General features: G+C 65.9%; 16 protein-coding genes. 11 read left to right on the top strand and 5 right to left on the bottom strand.

Features of this window, described 5'->3' with window-relative positions:
- Positions 1 to 39: 39 nt before the first annotated feature.
- The 5 genes from ACT53N_RS01160 (at position 40) to ACT53N_RS01140 (ending at position 3,955) form a co-directional block, all read left to right on the top strand.
- Positions 40 to 90 (top strand): hypothetical protein, encoded by a 51-nt coding sequence (locus tag ACT53N_RS01160; protein WP_024265744.1) that lies wholly within the window; start codon positions 40 to 42, stop codon positions 88 to 90.
- A gap of 97 nt (positions 91 to 187) precedes the next feature.
- On the top strand, positions 188 to 1,513 hold the full coding sequence (tyrS, locus tag ACT53N_RS01155; protein WP_476062170.1) for a tyrosine--tRNA ligase: 1,326 nt from the start codon (positions 188 to 190) through the stop codon (positions 1,511 to 1,513).
- Between the two features lie 129 nt (positions 1,514 to 1,642).
- Positions 1,643 to 2,104, top strand: coding sequence for a peroxiredoxin (locus ACT53N_RS01150; protein WP_476062169.1), 462 nt, complete (start codon positions 1,643 to 1,645; stop codon positions 2,102 to 2,104).
- Between the two features lie 233 nt (positions 2,105 to 2,337).
- Positions 2,338 to 3,489, top strand: a complete 1,152-nt coding sequence (locus ACT53N_RS01145; protein WP_476062168.1) for a M23 family metallopeptidase — start codon at positions 2,338 to 2,340, stop codon at positions 3,487 to 3,489.
- Positions 3,470 to 3,955: a bactofilin family protein gene (locus ACT53N_RS01140; RefSeq protein ID WP_476062167.1), complete on the top strand. Its 486-nt coding sequence runs from the start codon at positions 3,470 to 3,472 to the stop codon at positions 3,953 to 3,955. Before ACT53N_RS01145 ends, ACT53N_RS01140 begins: the two co-directional genes overlap by 20 nt.
- A gap of 77 nt (positions 3,956 to 4,032) precedes the next feature.
- On the opposite strand, the gene prfB is transcribed toward ACT53N_RS01140, so the two are convergent.
- From prfB to ACT53N_RS01125, 3 genes are all read right to left on the bottom strand, one after another.
- Positions 4,033 to 5,158 (bottom strand): peptide chain release factor 2 gene (gene prfB, locus ACT53N_RS01135; protein WP_476062166.1). Its coding sequence is split into 2 segments (ribosomal slippage): positions 4,033 to 5,088 and positions 5,090 to 5,158, totalling 1,125 coding nucleotides; the frame shifts between segments, so codons are not numbered across the junction.
- A gap of 68 nt (positions 5,159 to 5,226) precedes the next feature.
- Complete coding sequence (locus ACT53N_RS01130) at positions 5,227 to 7,596, bottom strand: penicillin-binding protein 1A (RefSeq protein ID WP_476062165.1); 2,370 nt, start codon at positions 7,594 to 7,596, stop codon at positions 5,227 to 5,229.
- 160 nt (positions 7,597 to 7,756) lie between these two features.
- Positions 7,757 to 8,944 carry an N-acetylmuramoyl-L-alanine amidase family protein gene (locus ACT53N_RS01125; protein ID WP_476062164.1) on the bottom strand — a complete coding sequence of 396 codons (1,188 nt, stop codon included), beginning with the start codon at positions 8,942 to 8,944 and terminating at the stop codon, positions 7,757 to 7,759.
- 368 nt (positions 8,945 to 9,312) lie between these two features.
- Between ACT53N_RS01125 and ACT53N_RS01120 the strand changes: the two genes are divergently transcribed.
- From ACT53N_RS01120 to ACT53N_RS01105, 4 genes are all read left to right on the top strand, one after another.
- Entirely contained in the window at positions 9,313 to 9,531 is a 219-nt protein-coding gene (locus ACT53N_RS01120; protein ID WP_476062163.1) for a hypothetical protein, read from the top strand.
- Positions 9,455 to 12,157, top strand: coding sequence for an Rne/Rng family ribonuclease (locus ACT53N_RS01115; RefSeq protein ID WP_476062162.1), 2,703 nt, complete (start codon positions 9,455 to 9,457; stop codon positions 12,155 to 12,157). Before ACT53N_RS01120 ends, ACT53N_RS01115 begins: the two co-directional genes overlap by 77 nt.
- Before the next feature lie 143 nt (positions 12,158 to 12,300).
- Complete coding sequence (locus tag ACT53N_RS01110) at positions 12,301 to 13,722, top strand: M48 family metalloprotease (protein WP_476062161.1); 1,422 nt, start codon at positions 12,301 to 12,303, stop codon at positions 13,720 to 13,722.
- Positions 13,723 to 13,745: 23 nt separating this feature from the next.
- Positions 13,746 to 14,486: a DsbA family protein gene (locus ACT53N_RS01105; protein WP_476062160.1), complete on the top strand. Its 741-nt coding sequence runs from the start codon at positions 13,746 to 13,748 to the stop codon at positions 14,484 to 14,486.
- 1 nt (position 14,487) lies between these two features.
- Here ACT53N_RS01105 and ACT53N_RS01100 read toward each other — a convergent pair whose 3' ends face one another.
- Together ACT53N_RS01100 and thiS are read right to left on the bottom strand one after the other, a co-directional pair.
- Positions 14,488 to 15,297 carry a thiazole synthase gene (locus ACT53N_RS01100; protein WP_476062159.1) on the bottom strand — a complete coding sequence of 270 codons (810 nt, stop codon included), beginning with the start codon at positions 15,295 to 15,297 and terminating at the stop codon, positions 14,488 to 14,490.
- Between the two features lie 45 nt (positions 15,298 to 15,342).
- On the bottom strand, positions 15,343 to 15,543 hold the full coding sequence (gene thiS / locus ACT53N_RS01095; RefSeq protein WP_476062158.1) for a sulfur carrier protein ThiS: 201 nt from the start codon (positions 15,541 to 15,543) through the stop codon (positions 15,343 to 15,345).
- Between the two features lie 78 nt (positions 15,544 to 15,621).
- On the opposite strand from thiS, the gene aroQ reads away from it, so the two are divergent.
- Both aroQ and accB read left to right on the top strand, forming a co-directional pair.
- A complete protein-coding gene (gene aroQ / locus ACT53N_RS01090) occupies positions 15,622 to 16,062 on the top strand; it encodes a type II 3-dehydroquinate dehydratase (protein ID WP_476062157.1) in 441 nt (146 codons plus the stop codon).
- 60 nt (positions 16,063 to 16,122) lie between these two features.
- Positions 16,123 to 16,635, top strand: a complete 513-nt coding sequence (accB, locus tag ACT53N_RS01085; protein ID WP_476062156.1) for an acetyl-CoA carboxylase biotin carboxyl carrier protein — start codon at positions 16,123 to 16,125, stop codon at positions 16,633 to 16,635.
- Position 16,636 lies beyond the last annotated feature (1 nt).

Raw genomic sequence — 16,636 nt, 5'->3', positions numbered from 1 at the left:
ACGTTGACTGCCATGCCCGTTAAACGGTAGCTAGGCCCCATGATCGACGCTTTCGTCCTGGCCCGCCCCTATTACCGCCCGCTGCCATAGCGGGAGGCCGACCAGACACGTCGCTTAGCCCCCGCCTCGCCGGGGTCGTTTCTTTGCAGTCGATCATGCGCTCCGGTCGCCCAACCCGGAGTCTGAAATGATACCCTCACACACCGGCCAAGCCGTGCTAGACGGCCCGCCACGTCAAATAGAGAGTCGATCCATGCCCGCCGCCTCGTCCTTCAAGTCAGAGTTCCTGCGAACCCTGGAGGCGCGCGGCTACATCCACCAGATCACCCATCCGGAGGAATTGGACACGGCGGCGCAAGGCGGCCCGATCGTCGCCTACATTGGCTTCGACGCCACCGCGCCCAGCCTGCATGTCGGCTCACTGATCCAGATCATGCTGCTGCGCCGCCTCCAGCAGGCCGGCCACAAGCCGATCGTCCTGATGGGCGGCGGCACGACCAAGGTCGGCGATCCCACGGGCAAGGACGAGAGCCGCAAGCTGCTGAGCGACGCCGACATCCAGGCCAATATCGCGGGCATCAAGACGGTGTTCTCAAAGTTCCTGACCTTCGGCGATGGCCCCACCGACGCCATCATGGTCGACAACGACGTCTGGTTGTCGAAGTTCGGCTACGTCCAGTTTTTGCGCGAATACGGCGTGCACTTCACCGTCAATCGGATGCTGGCCTTCGACTCGGTCAAGCTGCGCCTTGAGCGCGAGCAGCCGATGACGTTCCTCGAGTTCAACTACATGCTGATGCAGGCGGTGGACTTCCTGGAGCTGAACCGCGCCCATGGCTGCGTGCTGCAGATGGGTGGTTCGGACCAGTGGGGCAACATCCTCAATGGCGTCGAACTGACCCGCCGCGTCGACCAGAAAAGCGCCTTTGGCCTGACGACGCCGCTGCTGGCGACGGCCTCCGGCGCGAAGATGGGCAAGACGGCGGCGGGCGCGGTGTGGCTGAACGCCGAACAGCTGAGCCCCTACGACTACTGGCAGTTCTGGCGCAACACCGAGGACGCCGACGTCGGCCGGTTCCTCAAGCTGTTCACCGACCTGCCGCTGGACAAGATCGCCGAGCTGGAAGCCTTGGAAGGCGCCCAGATCAACGAAGCCAAGAAGGTGCTGGCTGACGAAGCCACCCGTATGGCCCACGGCGAGGAAGAAGCCCGCAAGGCCCGCGACGCGGCGGAGAAGGCGTTTGAGCAAGGCGCTCTGTCGGCCGACCTGCCGACCTTCGAGATCGCTGCGTCGGAGCTGGAGGCCGGTGTCGTTCTGGCGGCTCTATTTGCTGACGCGGGTCTCGCAGGTTCACGCGGCGAGGCGCGTCGCCTCGCCCAGGGCGGCGGCCTGAAGGTCAACGACAAGGCCGAAGCCGACGCGAACCGCGTGATCACGTCGGCCGATCTCGTCGAGGGCGTGGTCAAGCTGGCGGCGGGCAAGAAGAAGATCGTGTTGGTGAAGCCTGTTTAGTTATGAGTTGATTGTCGTCCCGCCCCTGGCGTAGCGAAGGCGGGACTCGGCTAGACTCAAGGCCATTGGCGGTCCCGGCTCGGCGCACTTCGCGCTGGGCCGGGACGACAAACTTCAAGGAAGCGCTCGATGCTGCAGCCCGGCGACAAGGCTCCCGATTTCGACCTGCCGACCGACACCGGTCGTGTCAGCCTGGCGGCGCTCAAGGGCAAGAACGTCGTCCTGTACTTCTATCCTAAGGACGACACCGCCGGCTGCACTTCCGAGGCGCTGCAGTTCTCGTCGGAAGTCGAGGAGTTCCAGAAGCTAGGCGCGGTGGTCATCGGCGTGTCCAAGGACAGCGCCGCCTCGCACGCCAAGTTCCGCGCTAAGCATGACCTCACCATCGAACTGGCCGCCGACACGCTGGGCGACGTGGTCGAGGCTTATGGCGCTTGGGTCGAAAAGAGCATGTACGGCCGCAAGTACATGGGCATCGACCGTTCGACCTTCCTGATCGACCGCGAGGGCGTCATCCGCGAGATCTGGCGCAAGGTGAAGGTCCCGGGCCACATCAAGGCGGTGATGAACGCCGCCAAGGCGATCAAATAGCCCGCTGCGCTCGCGTTAGGGGCGCGCGCGACTGTTGCAACAACGCATCGGCGTGTGGCGTTTCGGCGAGGAACCAAGGTTCCTGCGTGGCCGTTCCGGTCAGAGATCGTTAAGCATTGAGGCGCAAGGTTCAATTTTGCGACTCGCGCTCTCTTTGGGCGCGAAGACGCTTGCGCGCTTCCGTTTTATCATTGCATATCGCCGGGACCTGAAACGGGGGGTTTCCTGGGGCGATGGCGATCAAACGCTTCAAGCGACTGCGGCAATCTCTGGAAGCCCTTTTTCCCGAACGGCACATCTACATCCGCTCTGGCGGTGAGATGCGCGGCTACGTCTTCTCGACCAACAAGCAGCTGCTTGGCGCCGCAGGCGTGGCTGTCAGCGCCCTCTGGATGGGCGTCTGCACCGCGGCGATGATGGTCAACGCCCTGGCGGTCAGCTCCACTGACCAGCAGGTCATCAAGCAAAAAGCCTACTACGAGCGCCTGAACGCCGACCGTCAGGCGCGCTTGAACAGCGCTGTAGCGCAACTCTCGGCCACCAACGGCTCGCTTGAAGAACTGGCCGCCTCGGTCGAAAAGCGTCATGCCGCCCTCGCCCTTCTGGTCTCCGATTTCAAGGGCGTTCCCGGCGCCGCCGAAGCCCTGACCGTGGCCAAGCCGCGCTTGCTGGCCGCCAGCCCGGTGCAACGCGTCCAGGCCACCCGGATGGACCAGGAGCGCCTGATCGACGCCGCCGAAAGCTTCGCCAAGAGCCGCGCCGAACGGCTGCGGCTGGCCATGCGCATGGCCGGTCTGGACGCCGGCAACTACACTGGCCGCGGCGTGTCGCTGGGCGGCCCGCTGATCGAAGCTAAGGATCCCCGCGCCCTCGCCGCTGTCCTGGACGTTGACGAAGACTTCGCCACCCGGATCCAGCGCGCCGCCAACGACATGTCGGACATGCGCTCGCTGGGTGCGGCGGCCAAGAAGCTTCCGTTCTATCGCCCGACCAGCAACCCGGCCCTGTCGTCCAGCTATGGCGTTCGGTTCGATCCGTTCACCCGCCGGCCGGCCTTCCACTCGGGCCTAGACTTCCCTGGCGGCTATCACACCCCAATCATGGCCACCGCCCCCGGCGTGGTGTCGTTCACCGGCGTCCGTTCGGGTTATGGCAAGACGGTCGAGGTTGATCACGGCGGCGGTTTCAAGACCCGCTACGCGCACCTCGCCGCCATTAGCGTCCGCGTCGGTGAGCGTGTCGCGATTGGCTCGCGGGTCGGCGGCATGGGCTCGACCGGCCGCTCGACCGGGCCGCACCTGCACTATGAAGTCTGGGTCAATGGCAAGGCTCAGAATCCCAACCGCTTCTTGAAGGCTGGTGAGTATGTTCAGCAAGCAAGCTAAGTCGAACAACAAGACCCCCGCGCGCATCGAGCCGCTGCCAACCCCAATGGCCGCCGCGCCGGCTGAGCCCGCGCGTCGCGCGCCGCCCAAGGTCGCCTCGCTTCTGTCGGCCGACCTGACCATCGAGGGCGGCGTCACCGGCGAAGGCGAACTGCAGATCGACGGCGTGGTCAAAGGCGACGTCCGCGTTGGCCGTCTTACGGTCGGGGAAACCGGCCACGTTGAAGGTTCGGTCTATGCCGAGGCCGTCGAGGTGCGCGGCCGGGTGGTCGGTTCGATAACCTCCAAGCAGGTTCGCCTTTACGGCACCTCGTACGTCGATGGCGACATCACGCATGAGCAACTGGCCATGGAAACCGGCGCCTTCTTCCAAGGCCGCAGCCTGAAGTTCCAGCGCCCTGCTCCCGCGCCGTCGCAGCCGGCGCCGCATCCCGAACACCTGACGATCGCCAAGACCGCCGGCTGATTTCCCACCGTCGGAACAGCAAAACGCCCCGGATCGCTCCGGGGCGTTTTCTTTTGGTGGTCAGAGGCCGACGTGCGCTAGGCGCCCTCGCCGCCGTCGCGGGTGTGACCCACGCGCTGCGCCAGGGACGCGGCCATGAAGGCGTCGAGATCGCCGTCGAGGACGCCTTGGGTGTCGGAGGTCTCGACGTTGGTCCGCAGGTCCTTGACCATCTGGTAGGGCTGCAGGACGTAGCTGCGGATCTGGTGACCCCAGCCGATGTCGGTCTTCGTGTCTTCCAACGCCTGCTGCGCGGCCTCGCGCTTCTGGAGCTCGGCCTCGTAGAGGCGCGCCCGCAGCATTTTCCAGGCCTCTTCGCGGTTCTGGTGCTGCGAGCGGCCGGCCTGACAGGCCACCGCGATGCCGGTCGGAATGTGCGTCAGACGCACGGCCGAGTCGGTCTTGTTGATGTGCTGACCGCCCGCGCCTGAGGCGCGGTAGGTGTCGGTGCGCACGTCGGACGGGTTGATCTCGATCTCGATATTGTCGTCGACCACCGGATAGACCCAGGCCGAGGCGAACGAAGTGTGACGGCGCGCGCTGCTGTCATAGGGGCTGATCCGCACTAGGCGGTGCACGCCCGCCTCGGTCTTCAGCCAGCCATAGGCGTTCGGGCCCTTGACCAAAAGGGTCGCGGACTTGATGCCCGCTTGGTCGCCGTCGGTTTCTTCGATCAGCTCCGTCGACATCCCGTGGGCGTTGGCCCAGCGGGTGTACATGCGCAGCAGGATCCCGGCCCAGTCGCAGGACTCGGTGCCGCCGGCGCCGGAGTTGATTTCGACATAGCAGTCGTTGCCGTCGGCCTCGCCCGAAAGCAGCGCTTCCAGCTCGGCGCGACCGGCCCGCTCCTTCAGCGACTTCAACTGGGCGCGGGCGTCGTTGAGCGAGTCCTCGTCGGACTCCATCTCGGCCAGTTCGGCGTATTCGAGGGCGTCCTTCAGGTCGCGCTCGATCGACTGCACGGCCTCGACCTTGGCGGCCAGGTTCGCACGCTCGCGCGACACGGCCTGAGCCTCGGACGGGCGGTCCCAGAGGGTCGGGTCCTCGACCCGGGCGTTCAGCTCATCGAGCTTGCGGAGAGCGACATCCCAGTCAAAGACGCCTCCTGAGCAGTCCCACGGACTGCTCGATGTCAGCCGCAGCGGCCTCGACATCCGGTCGCATCACGTAACTCCGTGACAGTGTTGAAGGGCGCGGGACATAACTTGCGTCGCTGTCCCACGCAATGGAAGTCAGTACAGCCCGCTCAGGGGATCTGGCTTTTGAGTAGGCTTGCCGGGCTGCGCGGCCGGCGGCGGAACTGGCGGCAGGCCCGGCGGCAGATCCTGATACGGGACCGGACCGTCGGTCGGCGCGACCTCGACCTTGGGCTCGGTGCCCGGCCGGAAGGCCTCGCGCACGCCGCGCACCATGGCGAACTTGGCGTTCTTCGGCGGCTTGAAGTCGACCACCGGCTGGCCCTCCAGGGCCACCTTCATGAAGTCCATGAACATCGGCACAGGGCCGGTCGCGCCCGTCTCGCCTTCGCCCAGCGACCGGTTGTCGTCGAAACCGATGAAGACGCCGACGATCAGGTTCGGCGAATAGCCGACGAACCAGGCGCTGCGATACTCGTTGGTCGTGCCGGTCTTGCCCGCCAGAGGGCGTCCCAGCGAACTGACGGCGGCGGCGGTGCCGCGCTGGACCACGCCCTGCAGCATCGAGGTCACCTGGTAGGCGGTGACCGGGTCCATAACCTGCTCGCCCGGCGCGGCGAAGCGGGGGCTCTCGTCGCCATTGAACCCAGCGTCGCAGCGCTCGCAGTCGCGCTTGTCGGCGCGGAAGATCACCTTGCCTTCGCGGTCTTGGACCAACTCGATGAGATGAGGTTCAACGCGGCGGCCACCATTCACAAATGGCGCGTAGGCGGCGGTCAGTTTGAACGGCGTCGTCTCACCGGCCCCCAGGGCCATGGCAAGCACGGGATCCATGTCGCGAACCACACCGGTGCGCTTTGCGAAGTCGACGATCTTCTTCATGCCGACGCCTTGGGCCAGGCGCACGGTCATGGCGTTGATCGACTGCTCCAGGCCCTTGCGCAGCGGCTGCGCGCCGTAGAACTCCTTGTGATAGTTCTCGGGGCTCCACTCCTCGCCGTTCGCGCCCTTGAAGGTGATGGCGCTGTCGACGATCACGCTGGCGGGCGTATAGCCGTTCTCGAGGGCCGCAGCGTAGACGAACGGTTTGAACGACGAACCCGGCTGGCGCATCGCCTGGGTGGCGCGGTTGAAGTTCGAGAGCGAGTAGCTGTAGCCGCCGACCAGCGCCACGACACGCCCCGTGTAGGGCTCCATCGCCACCAGGGCGCCATTGACCGCCGGGATCTGCCGTAGGCGATAGCCGCCTTGAGCGGTCTTCTCCACGAACACCAGGTCGCCGGCCTTCAAGCCCTTGCCGGCCTTGGCCCACGCCATGTCTTCGGCGACGATCTGCCCCTCGCCTTCCTTCTTGACCAGGCGGACACGGCCATCGTTGGACGTCACCAGCGCCGCGCGCCATTGACCCCGCTCGGAAGGCGCGGCCTTGGCCAGCGCCGCCTTTTCCCAGTTCAGGTCGCTGGGTTCCACATGACCCCATGCGCCGCGCCAGCCATGACGGCGGTCGTACTTCTCCAGGCCGTCCATCAGCGACACCCGAGCCGCGCTCTGCAGGCGCGGATCCAGAGTGGTGCGCATGTAATAGCCGCCCTCGTTCAGCCGCGGGCCCAGCGTCGCCATGCCGCGCTGGCGGACTTCCTCGACGAAGTAGTCGGCGTCGCGATAGGCGGCCCGCTTGGGCGCAGCCTGGACAGACAGCGGCTCGGCCATCGCCTTCTGGGCGTCGGCCTTCGAGACCCAGCCCTGCTCGGCCATCTGACCCAGCACCCAGTTACGACGAGTGATCGCCTTGGCTCGGTTTCGGATGGGGTGATAGTTATCCGGCCCCTTGGGCAGCGAGGCCAGATAGGCGCACTCGGCCAGGGTCAGATCCGGCAGAGCCTTGCCGAAATAGTTGTAGGCCGCAGCCCCGACACCGAACGAGCGATAGCCCAGCCAGATCTCATTGAGGTAGAGCTCAAGGATCTGCTGCTTGGTCAGCGATTGCTCCAGGCGATGCGCCAGGATGGCTTCCTTGAACTTGCGGCCGACCGTGGCGTCAGAGGTCAGCAGGACGTTCTTGGCGACCTGCTGGGTGATCGTCGAGCCGCCCTCGAGGCGGCGTCCGCGCACTGCGTTGCCGACGTTCTTGATCATGGCCCGCGACAGGCCGCCCACGTCGACGCCGCCATGCTGAAAGAAGTTGCGATCCTCCGCCGCCAGGAAAGCCTGCGCCAGCTGCGGCGGGATCTGGTCGTAGGGGATGAAGATCCGCCGTTCCTTGGAGTACTCGCCGATCAGGGTGCCGTCCCAGGCGTAGACTCGCGTCGCGGTCGGCGGACGATAGTCCTGCAGCTCGCCGGCGTCGGGCATGTCGTGGAACAGCCATGCGGCGTAGATCGCGATCGCGAATCCCGCGACGGCGATAGCCGACAGCACCGCCACGCCCGCGATGGCCATCCATCGTTCGGTGGGTTTCAGATCCACGCGACCTCCGTCGAGCGAGCCCCCTCGCCCGCTACACACTCTTAACTAGATCGCTTGGCGCGGAACCGTAAGCGGTTTCGCGGTCGCACCTCGACTGGTGCGACGCGATCATTCTCGTCTGTGATTAGAGCGCGACAGTCGAAAGGGGAAGCGTGGTCGCCTAGGACTTGCGAACGCCCGAGGAGAAATACGCCTCGATCGAGTCCCCCACCGCATCGACCAGCCGCGCACGGCTAGCCTTGGAGCTCAGGAACGCCTCATCGTCTGGATTGGTGATGAAGCCCATTTCCAGCAACACAGCTGGAACGTCCGGTGCGAGCAACACGATGAAGCCCGCGTCGCGGTGACTGCGGCGCAGCAGCGCGGTCTCTTCGCCCACATTGGCTAGAAGCAGCTGTGCAAACGCCGCCGAACGGTTCTTGGTCGCCCGTTGCGAGAGGTCGAGCAGGATCTGGCTCACCGCTCGGTCACGGCCAGGCATGTTGGCCTTCATCAGCCAATCATCCTTCTCGAGCACGCGCCCCACCCGATCAGCGCCCTTCTCGGACAGGGTGTAGACCGAAGCGCCCCGCGTCGTCGCGTCGGGCCCAGAGTCCGCGTGGAGCGAGATAAAGAGGTCGGCGTCGGCGCGCCGCGCGATCTGCACGCGCGATTCGAGCGGCACGAAAGTGTCCGTCTCACGCGTGAGCACGACCTGGAAGCGCCCTGTTCTTTCGAGGCGCTCTTTCAGCGCCTTGGCCGCTGCCAGAGTCACTTCCTTCTCGTAGATGTTCGCGCCGACCGCGCCAGAGTCCTTGCCGCCGTGACCGGCGTCGATCACGACCACCTTCTTCAGGCGCAGTGGCGGCGCCTTGACCGGGGCCGAGACCAGCGTCGGCCGCTGGGCCGGGGGCGCGACGGCGCCGTCCACGGCCTTGAGGTCGATCACATAACGATATGCGGTCGCTCCATCGCCCGGCGGTAACAGGAAGCGCCGACGGACTTCGACCTTGCTCGCCAGATCCAGCCGCAGCCGCGCGCCACCGGCGACCTCGTCGATCAGCCACCGCTTGACCAGACCCTGACCGGCGCCCTGCAGGTCGCCGGAAACCATGACGTTCGGGAGCGCGATGACGAGACGCTGGTCGGCCGCGCCATCGGCGAGCAGCTTTCCAGCCGCCGCACGGTCGAGATCAATCACGACCCGCGTCTCGACGCGATCCCCGCCAAAGCGAACCTTCTGCACCCCCGCAGGCGCAGCAGGACCTTTCGCCGTGGCCACGGCCACGCCGGCGAGCGTCATGCCGCTGACGATCAGCATGGCCCTGACCCAGCCCATCCGAGCGAAACTGATGAGACGTCTACGCATTCCCGCCCGCGACACCCGGAACTGGTCAACTGAAGCTCAATATCGATCACCCCGGGTAGCGAAAGGGTTAAGTCACGTTCGTCCTGGGAAACCTTTTCTTTTGCGCGCCAATGTGGCTACAGTCCCGCCGCACGTGAAATCCGTGATCGTCACGACTCCGCGTGAGCCGTTCAGGCGTCGAATTTGGTCTTGAACCCCTTTCGACACTGGAGCGGCAGTTTAGATAGTGTTCGAGACGTGGTCGACCTGGCGGGCAAGACGCCTGCAGAGACGCCGCGCCACGGGGCCCGCGTCGGGCTCAAACGCCGTCCCGGCGACGACGCGCCATCCAATCCCGCGCCAGACGCGGTAGGGACAAACGAACCTCAATGGGCTGCGCCGCACCCGACCGCCTTTGGCACCAGACCCTTCGCAACCGCGCTGACGGTGCGACGGTCGGCGACGCGCGCGCCCTTCATTCATATCGGCGACCGGGCCTCGCGCCCGCAGCGCGCCGCGGAGAATTCCTTTATGTCGAAGAAGATGCTGATCGACGCAGCACACGCCGAAGAGACGCGTGTGGTCGTCGTGGACGGTACCCGGGTTGAAGAGTTCGATTTCGAAAGCCAAACCCGCAAACAACTTCGTGGAAACATCTATCTCGCCAAGGTGACGCGCGTCGAACCCAGCCTGCAGGCTGCGTTCATTGAGTACGGCGGCAATCGTCACGGTTTCCTGGCGTTCAACGAGATCCACCCCGACTATTACCAGATCCCGGTCGCCGACCGTGAAGCGCTGATGCGCGACGACTCCGGCGATGATGAGGACGACACCCCGATCTCGCGTCGCGCCTCAGGTGGCGACGACGAGGACGACGTCAATGGCGGCGATCGCGCGATCGACGACGACGAGGACGACGTCGAGGAAGAACTGGCGCGCCGCAAGCGCCGCCTGATGCGTAAGTACAAGATCCAGGAAGTGATCCGCCGCCGGCAGATCATGCTGGTCCAGGTCGTCAAGGAAGAGCGCGGCAACAAGGGCGCGGCCCTGACCACCTACCTGTCGTTGGCTGGCCGCTACGGCGTTCTGATGCCCAACACGGCGCGTGGCGGAGGCATCAGCCGCAAGATCACTGCGGTCACCGACCGCAAGCGCCTCAAGAGCGTCGTCCAGAGCCTGGATGTGCCGCAAGGCATGGGCCTGATCGTCCGCACGGCCGGCGCCAAGCGCACCAAGGCCGAGATCAAGCGCGACTATGAGTACCTCCTGCGTCTGTGGGAAAACATTCGTGAGAACACGCTGCACTCGATCGCGCCCGCGCTGATCTACGAGGAAGAAGACCTCGTCAAACGCGCCATCCGCGACATGTACGACAAGGACCTCGACGGCATCTGGGTCGAGGGCGACGCCGGCTACAAGGAAGCGCGTGACTTCATGCGCATGCTGATGCCGAGCCAGGCCAAGAAGGTCTTCAACTACCGCGATCCGACGCCGCTGTTCGTCAAGCACAAGATCGAGGACCATCTGGCCCAGATCTATTCGCCGGTCGTGCCGCTGCGCTCCGGCGGTTATCTGGTGATCAACCAGACCGAGGCCCTCGTCGCCATCGACGTCAACTCGGGCAAGGCCACGCGCGAACGGAACATCGAAGCCACCGCGCTGAAGACCAACTGCGAAGCGGCTGAGGAAGCCGCTCGACAGCTGCGCCTTCGCGACCTGGCCGGCCTGATCGTCATCGACTTCATCGACATGGATGAAGCCAAGAACAACCGCACGGTCGAGAAGGTCCTGAAGGACGCGCTCAAGGACGACCGCGCTCGCATCCAGATGGGCAAGATCTCGGGCTTTGGCCTGATGGAGATCAGCCGCCAGCGTCGCCGAACCGGCGTTCTGGAAGGCACCACCCATGTCTGCGAACACTGCGAAGGCACCGGCCGCGTCCGCTCGGTGGAGTCCAGCGCGCTGGCCGCCCTGCGCGCGGTCGAGGCCGAGGCCCTGAAGGGCTCGGGCAGCGTGATCCTGAAGGTCTCGCGCTCGGTCGGCCTCTACATCCTCAATGAGAAGCGCGACTACCTGCAGCGCCTGCTGGCCACGCACGGCCTGTTCGTGTCCGTCGTGGTCGATGACAGCCTGCACGCCGGCGATCAGGAGATCGAGCGCACCGAACTGGGCGAGCGCATCGCCGTGGCGCCGCCGCCCTTTGTCGAGGAAGACGACGACTTCGATCCGAACGCCTACGAGGACGAGGAAGAAGAAGACGAGATCATCCTCGAGGACGAGGACGATATCGACCGCGAGAACACGGACGATGACGACGCGTCGGCGCGCAAATCGGCTCGTGACGACGATCGTGGCGACCGCAAGGGCCGTCGCGGGCGTCGTGATCGTGGCCGCGGCCGTGGTCGCCGTGATGAGCGCGAAAGCGACGGCGACGGCGAGGGTGAAGACGAGGATGTCGCCGCCGAGGGCGCGGATGAAGATCGCGCCGAATTCGGTGATGACGATGACGGCGGCCGTCGCCGTCGCCGTCGGGGTCGTCGGGGTGGCCGCCGCGGTGGTCGCGAAGACGGCGATCGTCCGACCGACGCCTTTGTGTGGATTCGTCCGCGCGTGCCCTTCGGCGAGAACGTCTTCACCTGGCACGATCCGGCTGCGCTTGTTGGTGGCGGCGAGTCCCGTCGTCCCGCGCCTGAGCCGCGTGCCGGGGCGTCGGCGGAGGTCGCGCCGCGTCCCGAACGCGCCGAGCGCGAGGACCGCCCGGGTCGCGAACGTGGCCGCCGGGGTCGCGACCGTGGCCGTCGCCAGCGCGATGAGGCCCCGGTCGCCGAGGTGACCGCCGTCGAAAGCGTGAGCGCCGAACCGGCCGAACCGTTCGAAGCGCCGATCCTGGCTCCGCCCGTGATCGCCGCGCCGCCTGCTGACGTTTGGGTCGAGCTGCCGGAAATCGACGAAGCGCCCAAAAAGCCCAAGCGCTCGCGTTCGCGCGGCAAGAAGGCCGCCGAAGCTGCTGTCGAGGCGGTGGAAGTCGTCACCGAGACGACGACGGAGGCTCCCGTGGCCAACGCCGCTGAGTCTGAGGCTGTCGAGGTGGCGCCGCCTGCTCCAGCGGTCGAGGCTGCGCCGGAGCCTGCGCCGGTCGTCGAAGCCGTCGAAGACGCCAAACCCGCCGAGCCCGATCCCAACGAGATCACCGCGCCGCCGGAGAAGCCCCGTCGGGGCTGGTGGCGCCGGTAGGCTCCAATGATAGCGGCCCGCGCGTCTTCCCGGCGCGCGGGCCGAATTCTTTCGCAGGACGAGCAAGAACCCTTGTTCCCTCGCCTTCGCGATCCAAGTTAGACTGGTGAGAGCTCGCGGGGGCGCGATCTGGAGTTCACTTGATGACCTCGCGTAGCGGGCGGGCCAATCGGAGACTGGGTGGGGCTGTATGCGCCCTCGCCGTGCTCGCCTCCACTCTATCGACGCCCCAATCGGTGAGGGCCCAGAGCGACGGCCCCTCTTTGATCCGTGACACGGAAATCGAAGAGATCCTGCATCGTGACTCTGATCCGATCTTCGCGGCGGCGGGCCTGGATCCGAAGAACGTTCGAATCCTGATCGTCGGCGACAAGTCACTGAACGCCTTCGCGACCCAGGGCCTGCAGATGGGCCTGAATACGGGTCTGATCCTGCAGACCGAGAACCCCAATCAGCTGCGGGGCGTCATCGCTCACGAGACTGGCCACCTGGCCGGCGGCCACCCCATCCGTTCCGACGAGATGATGCGTGCGGGCCTCAAGCCGATGATTCTGACCATGGGTCTTGGCGTTCTGGCCGCGCTCGCGGGCGCGCCTGACGCCGGCGCCATGCTGATCGGCAACGCTCAATACGCCGGCGCTCTCGGCGCCCTTGGCTACAGCCGCGAGCAGGAGTCGCGCGCCGACCAGGCCGGCGCTGGATTCCTGGAAGCCACCGGCCAGTCAGGACGCGGCCTGGTCGAGTTCTTCGACAACTTCCGCTACCAGGAAGTCTTCGATCAGGCCCGGCGGTACGCCTATTTCCGCAGCCACCCGCTGTCCTCAGAACGGATCGAAGTGCTGCGCAGCCGCGTCGAACGTCAGTCGCACTACCAGGCTGTCGACACCCCCGAGGATCTGGCCCGCCACGAGGTGATGAAGGCCAAGCTTGAGGGGTTCCTCAACCCGCAAATCGCGCTGATGAAGTACAAGGAGACCGACACCGGTTTTCCGGCCCGCTACGCGCGCGCTATCGCCTACTACCAGATGAAGGAGCCTGATCGGGCGCTGAAACTGCTGGACGGTCTGATCGCCGACCATCCCGACAACCCCTACCTCTGGGAGCTGAAAGGCCAGGTCCTCTTCGAATTCAACCGCGTGGAACAAGCTGAGGAGCCGCAGCGCCGCTCGGTGGCGCTGAAGCCGGACGCGGCCCTGCTGCGCATCAATCTGGGCCAGACGCTGATCAACCTGAATGATCCCAAGAAGGTCGAGGAAGGCGTTCAGGAGCTCAAGCGCAGCCTTCTGAACGAGCCTGACAATCCGGTGACCTGGCGCTTGCTGGCCCAGGCCTATGACAAGCAGAAGAAGGATGGCGAGGCGCGTCTGGCGACGGCCGAGCAGTACTTCTCGCTTGGCGCCGTTCGCGAGGCTAAGGTGTTCGCCATGCGCGCCCGCGAACTGCTGACCAAGAACACGCCGGACTGGCGTCGCGCGACCGACATCGTTCTGGCCTCGCGCCCCACGAATCAGGAACTGAAGGACCTGGCGAAGGAAAGCGCCATGCCCTCCTCCACCGGTCACTGACCGCCCCGCCTCCAGAGACCTCCATGACCCTGCTTCGTCGCGCCGCGCCCCTCGTCCTTCCCTTGACCATCGCCGGGCTGGCCCTTTCGGCCTGCGATCAGTCCAAGCCTGACAAGGCGTTTGGTGAGAAGGTTCGCGCCTACCTGCTGGAACACCCCGAAGTTCTGATGGAGGCTAGCCAGAAGCTGCAGGAAAAGCAGGCCGCGCAGCAGGCGGTGTCGTCGCAAAAGGCCATTGGTGAGTACCGTCAGGCGATTGAACGCGATCCGCGTGACATCGTCATCAATCCGGCGGGCACGATCACGGTGACCGAGTTCTTCGACTACCGCTGCGGCTTCTGCCGCCAGGCCACGCCGGCGGTGCTCGAGCTCGTTCAGAAGAACCCGGACATCCGGCTGGTGCTGAAGGACTTCGTGATCTTCGGCAACGACAGCGAGGCGGCCGCGCGCATCGCCTTGGGCGCCAAGGACCAGGGCAAGAGCCTGGAGTTGCACAAGGCGCTGATGGCCGAGAACGCGCTCGACGCTAGGGGCGCCCTGCGCATCGCCGAGGGTCTGGGCATCGACATGGCCAAGGCCAAGGCGGTCGGCGAAAGCCAGGCCATCACCCAGCATCTGGCCGACACCGACGCCCTGGCGCGGACCCTGAACCTGTCCGGTACGCCGGCTTTCATCGTCGGCGACACCCTGGTGCCCGGCGCCGACATCAACGCCCTGAAGCTGGCGATTGAGCAGACGCGAGCCGCCAGGGCCAAGGCCAGCTGATCTAGATCAGCCCCGCCAGCGGCGAGCTGGGATCGGCATAGAGGCGCTTCTGCATCCGGCCCGCCAGATAGGCCTCGCGACCAGCGATGACAGCGTGCTTCATCGCCTTGGCCATTCGGATCGGATCCTTGGCCTCGGCGATGGCGGTGTTCATCAGGATGGCGTCGCAGCCCAGCTCCATGCCGATCGCCGCGTCTGACGCCGTGCCGACGCCGGCGTCGACCAGCACCGGCACCTTGGCGTTCTCGATGATGATCCGCAGGTTGACGCGGTTCTGGATGCCCAGGCCCGAGCCGATCGGCGCGCCCAGCGGCATGATGGCGACCGCGCCCGCTTCTTCGAGTTTGCGGGCGTAGACCGGGTCGTCCGAGCAGTAGACCATCACCTGGAACCCGTCGGCGACCAGCAGCTTCAGCGAGCGCAGGGTCTCTTCCATGTCTGGAAACAGGGTCTTGGGATCGCTGAGAACCTCGAGCTTGACGAGGTCCCAGCCGCCGGCCTCGCGGGCCAGGCGCAGGGTGCGCACCGCGTCCTCGCCGGTGAAACAGCCGGCGGTGTTGGGCAGATAGGTGAACTCGGTCGGTTTGACGTAGTCGACCAGCAAGGGCTGGCTGGGATCGGTCAGGTTCACGCGGCGCACGGCCACCGTCACGATCTCGGCCCCGGCGGCGCGCGCGGCGGCAGCGTTGGTCGCATAGTCCTTGTACTTGCCCGTGCCGACGATCAGGCGCGAGCGAAAGGTGCGGCCCGCGACAGTCCAGGTTTCGTCGGAGTCAGCGGCGGCGGCGTTGGGGGAAACATGCGCGTTCATGCGGCTGGTTTACGCCCCGTCAGCCGCCGTTTCAAATACGCAGGATCAACCGCCGCCGATAAAAGTGACAATCTCGATGCGGTCGCCGTCAACCAGCGCCGTATCGGCGTAGCTGGAGCGCGGCGCGATCTCGAGGTTGCGCTCGACCGCCACTTTGCGGGCGTCCAGGCCCAGGCTGGTCACCAGATCAGCGATCGTGACCACCCCGGCCACATCCCGCTCTTCTCCGTTCAGTAAAAGCCTCATCTCTCCTCCGAAGCGAGCCGTGCTTGTGACCCGGCGGAAGCGGCTATACAAGACCCTCGGAATCGACGGCGGAGCCGCATGGTAAAACCGATCCACGTGCTGAGCGGGCCCAACCTCAACCTGTTGGGAACACGCGAGCCCGAGATTTACGGCAAGGACACCCTCGATGATGTCCGGGCGCGCTGTGAGGCGCGGGCGGCTTCGCGCGGCGTTTCGGTGGTCTTCCGCCAGTCCAACCATGAGGGCGTCCTGATCGATTGGGTGCACGAGGCGCGTGAGTCGGCCTCTGCACTGGTCATAAATCCGGCCGGCTACGGCCATACCTCGATCGCGCTTCTGGATGCGCTCAAGACCTTGAGCATCCCCGTGATCGAGTGCCATCTGTCCAACCCGGCGGCGAGGGAGGAATTCCGCCGCCATACCTACGTTTCGCTGGCGGCCACGGGGATCGTCTCCGGCTTCGGCGCGGCGAGCTACGAACTGGCGATCGAGGCCGCCTTCGGCCTGATCCGCGAATAGCAACGATAACGTCCGGCGCCTTCCGCCGCCCGACGCAGCAGAAGAACAAGGTAAGCTTCCATGTCGAACCCCAAGGCCCCCGCCGATCCGGTCGAAGCTCCTGCGATCGACGCCCGTCTGGTCCGCAAGATCGCGGACATCTTGAAGGACACGGGCCTGTCCGAGATCGAAGTCGAGCACGCCGGCCTGAAGATCCGTGTCGCGCGTGAACTGACCGCCGCGCCCGTCAACTATGTCCAGGCCGCAGCGCCGACCTACGCCCCGGCGCCCGCCGCCGCCCCGGCCGCCGCAGCGCCCGCTCCGGCCGCTGAAGCCGCCCCGGCGCCCGCCGCCGCGCGTGGCGACGCCGTCAAGTCGCCGATGGTCGGCACGGCCTATCTGTCGCCGCAACCGGGCGCTGACGCCTTTGTGAAGGTCGGCGACACGGTGTCGGCGGGCCAGACTCTGCTGATCGTCGAAGCTATGAAGACCATGAACCCGATCGCCGCCCCGAAGGCCGGCAAGATCGTCGAGATCCTGGTCGCCGACGCCCAGCCCGTCGAGTTCGGCGAGCCGCTCGTCGTCATCGAGTAAC

The sequence above is a fragment of the Caulobacter sp. DMC95 genome, from assembly GCF_056313785.1.
Note: the sequence above shows the minus strand (reverse complement) of the source record. Positions and strands in the feature narration are given on the sequence as shown.